Here is a 3586-nt window from a genome sequence, read left to right as displayed (position 1 = left end):
AGAACGCTGTTTGAGGATCAAGTCAGCACGCTCGTTGCGGCCCGGTGCGGGTCAGTGCGCGAAGTGGCGCGTCCCGGTGAGGTACATCGTGACGCCGGCGGCCTGGGCCGCCTCGATCACCTCGGCGTCGCGGATGGACCCGCCCGGCTGCACGACCGCGCGCACGCCGGCGTCGAGCAGCACCTGCAGGCCGTCGGCGAACGGGAAGAACGCGTCGGACGCGGCGACCGCGCCGCGCGCCCGCTCCTGCCCCTCGGCCAGCGTGTTGGCGCGCTCGACGGACAGACGGCAGGAGTCGACGCGGTTGACCTGACCCATGCCGATGCCGACGGCGGCGCCGTCCGCGGCGAGCAGGATGGCGTTCGACTTCGCGGCGCGCACGGCCTTCCACGCGAAGGCGAGGTCCGCCAGCGTGGCCTCGTCGGCAGCCTCGCCCGCGGCGAGGGTCCAGGAGGCGGGGTCGTCGCCCTCGGCCTGGAACCGGTCGACCTCCTGGACGAGCATGCCGCCGGAGATCGGGCGGTTCTCCGCAGCGGCGCGCGGCGGGGTGTCGACCACGAGCAGGCGCAGGTTCTTCTTGGCCTGGAGGATCTCGAGGGCCTCGGGCTCGAAGCCGGGCGCCACGAGCACCTCGGTGAACACCGGGGCGATCTGCTCGGCCGCGGCCTTCGTGACGACGCGGTTCGCCGCGATCACGCCGCCGTACGCCGACACGGGGTCCGTCGCGTGCGCGCGCGCGTGCGCCTGGGCGACGTCGGCTCCGACGGCGATGCCGCACGGGTTGGCGTGCTTGATGATCGCGACGGCCGGGCCCTCGTGGTCGTGGGCGGCGCGCCACGCGGCGTCGGCGTCGACGTAGTTGTTGTAGCTCATCGCCTTGCCGTGCAGCTGCGTGGCCTGGGCGAGCCCGGTCGCACCGTCGGTCCGCGTGTACAGGGCGGCCTTCTGGTGCGGGTTCTCGCCGTAGCGCAGCACCGCGGCGCGCTCGAAGGCGGCGCCCGCGACGTCGGGCAGGTGCGACTCGACCGCGACCTCGTCGGGCGCGTAGGAGCTCGCGAACCAGGAGGAGACCGCGACGTCGTACTGCGCGGTGTGGGCGAACGCCGCGGCGGCGAGCCGCTTGCGCTGCGCGAACGTGAAGCCGCCGCCCTGCACGGCCGCGACGACGTCGTCGTAGCGGGCCGGGTCGACGACGACCGCGACGCTCGGGTGGTTCTTGGCCGCGGCGCGGACCATGGACGGGCCGCCGATGTCGATCTGCTCGACGACGTCGTCCGGGCCCGCGCCCGACGCGACCGTCGCCGCGAACGGGTAGAGGTTCACGACGACCAGCTCGAAGGTCTCGATGCCGAGGTCGGCGAGCTGGGCGAGGTGGTCGGCCTTGCGGGTGTCGGCCAGGATGCCGGCGTGCACGCGCGGGTGCAGCGTCTTCACGCGGCCCTCGAGGCACTCGGGGAAGCCGGTGAGCTCCTCGACGCGGGTCACGGGGATGCCGGCGTCGGCGATCTTCCCGGCGGTCGAGCCGGTCGAGACGAGCTCGACGCCGGCGGCGTGCAGGGCGGTGGCCAGCTCGACGAGGCCGGTCTTGTCGTAGACGCTCAGCAGCGCGCGCCGCACGGGGCGCTGTGCGTCGTCGGCGAGCTGGACGTCGGGGGCGGACGGTGCTCCGGACATGTGTCTTCTCCTCGGTGCGGGTTCTCGCGGAAAGACCCTCGCACCCAGGCGGGCGGCGCGCATGACGGGACACGTCGGCCGCTCCCCGGTGGTGACCCACCCTCGCCAGTCACGGCCGAGGCCGAGTCTACCGAACGCCGCCGGGCCGGGTCACGGCAGCGCGACCTCGATCCCGAGCAGGCGCCAGGCGCGCTCGGCCATCGCCGCGCGCTCCCCGGCCGGCCTCCGCGTGAGCGCGCCGGCCACGAGCTCGACCCCGAGCATGAGGTCGTCCACCCCGACGTCCTGGGGCACCTGACCCGCCGCGAGCGCCGCCTCGTGGTGGGCGGCGAGCACCGCGGCCACGCGGTCGCGCAGCTCGAGCATGCGGCCGGGCCGGTCCTCGGCCAGCAGGTCGACGACGCCCACGGACTCGATGGCGTGCCGGGTCACGAGCCCGAGCAGGCGGGGCAGGGCGGCGCCGTCGGCGGAGGCGGCCTCCAGCTCGGCGACGTTCTCCTCGACGACGGCGGCCACGAGGGCGACGCGGTCCGGGAAGTGCCGGTAGAGGCTGCCCTGCCCGACCTCGGCGCGGCGGGCGACGGAGCTCAGCGGGGCGGCGGTGCCGGACTCGGCGAAGACCGCGTGCGCCGCCCTCAGGAGCGCGGCCCGGTTGCGTGCGGCGGCCGCGGGCCCGGGGTTGCTCCTGGCGGCAGGGCGAGGGTTGCTCCGTTCGGTGGGCACGGGAATAGACTATCAACCGGACAACATTGTCCGGTTACCTGAAACCCCCTCCGGGGGACCGCCATCAAGGAGAGCACCATGGCCCTGTCCGCATCCTCGACCGTCGGCGAGTGGCTCGACCACCCCGTCGGAGGCCGCATCCTCGGCGCCGTCCTCGAGCAGGCCGGCGCCTCCGCAGAGGCGCTCGCCCCGGCGCGCAGCCTGCCCCTGGAGCAGCTCGTCGCCCTGTCGAACGGCCAGTTCCCGGCCGAGATGGTCGACAGCCTCGTCGCCGCCTACCGCGAGCAGGCGCCCGACGACGCCGACGCGCCAGGCACCGCGTCCGGGAGCACGGCGGGTGCCACGTCCGCGCCGGCCCCGTGGACCGAGCAGGTCACCCCCGGCCGCTTCACCGGCCAGACCGTCGTCGTCACGGGTGCCGCGTCCGGCATCGGCCGGGCGGTCGCCGCCCGCGTGGCGCGCGAGGGCGGCCGCGTGGTCGCCGTCGACCTGGCGAAGGAGAAGCTCGACGAGCTCGCCGCGACCCTGCCGGACGCGGAGGTCGTGACCGTCGCGGGCGACATCACGTCCGCCGCGTCGGTCGAGGAGATCGTGCGCGCGGCGGGCGACCGGGTCGACGCGCTCGCGAACGTCGCCGGGATCATGGACGACATGGGCGCGGTGCACGAGCTCACCGACGCGATGTGGGAGCGGGTGATGCGGGTGAACGTCGACGGCACGATGCGCCTCATGCGCGCCGTCCTGCCCGGGATGCTCGCCGCGGGCCGGGGCCGGATCGTCAACGTCGCCTCGGAGGCGGGGCTGCGCGGGTCGGCCGCGGGCGCCGCGTACACAGCCTCGAAGCACGCCGTCGTCGGCCTGACCAAGTCGTCCGCCGTGATGTACGCCGGCACGGGCGTGCAGGTGAACGCCGTCGCGCCCGGCGGCGTGGCGACCGGCATCCAGGTGCCCGGCCAGGCCGAGTTCGGCGGCGCGCGCCTGGGCCGGTTCATGGGCAACATCCCCGGGATCGCGACGGCGGAGCACCTGGCCGCGTCCATCACGTTCCTGCTGTCGACGGACGCCGTGAACCTCAACGGCGCGATCCTCGCGTCGGACGGCGGCTGGTCGGCGGTCTGACCGACCGAGCTGTCAGACCCAGGTGCGGGCATGCCCTGGCCTGGTTCTGACTGCGCGGGCGGCCGAAAAG

General features: G+C 74.8%; 3 protein-coding genes and 1 riboswitch. Of the genes, 1 reads left to right on the top strand and 2 read right to left on the bottom strand.

Annotated elements, in window-relative coordinates:
* Positions 1–51: 51 nt before the first annotated feature.
* Both purH and ACFT55_RS19645 read right to left on the bottom strand, forming a co-directional pair.
* Complete coding sequence (gene purH / locus ACFT55_RS19650) at positions 52–1674, bottom strand: bifunctional phosphoribosylaminoimidazolecarboxamide formyltransferase/IMP cyclohydrolase (protein WP_380245534.1); 1623 nt, start codon at positions 1672–1674, stop codon at positions 52–54.
* A 35-nt stretch (positions 1675–1709) separates the two neighbouring features.
* A riboswitch (ZMP/ZTP riboswitch) is annotated at positions 1710–1797 on the bottom strand.
* Between the two features lie 27 nt (positions 1798–1824).
* Positions 1825–2397 (bottom strand): TetR/AcrR family transcriptional regulator, encoded by a 573-nt coding sequence (locus ACFT55_RS19645; RefSeq protein ID WP_380245533.1) that lies wholly within the window; start codon positions 2395–2397, stop codon positions 1825–1827.
* Between the two features lie 78 nt (positions 2398–2475).
* On the opposite strand from ACFT55_RS19645, the gene ACFT55_RS19640 reads away from it, so the two are divergent.
* Positions 2476–3516 (top strand): SDR family NAD(P)-dependent oxidoreductase, encoded by a 1041-nt coding sequence (locus ACFT55_RS19640; protein ID WP_380245532.1) that lies wholly within the window; start codon positions 2476–2478, stop codon positions 3514–3516.
* Positions 3517–3586 lie beyond the last annotated feature (70 nt).

It is taken from the genome of Isoptericola sp. NPDC057191 (assembly GCF_042670225.1).
Taxonomy (GTDB): Bacteria; Actinomycetota; Actinomycetes; order Actinomycetales; family Cellulomonadaceae; genus Isoptericola.
The sequence above is the reverse complement of the archived record's forward strand: the minus strand, read 5'-3'. Positions and strand labels throughout refer to the sequence as shown.

What these genes read in the sequence shown, in the direction of transcription:
- ACFT55_RS19640 (WP_380245532.1), top strand. Translation starts at nt 2,476, where the DNA reads ATGGCCCTGTCCGCATCCTCGACCGTCGGCGAGTGGCTCGACCACCCC.
- purH (WP_380245534.1), bottom strand. Translation starts at nt 1,674, where the DNA reads ATGTCCGGAGCACCGTCCGCCCCCGACGTCCAGCTCGCCGACGACGCA.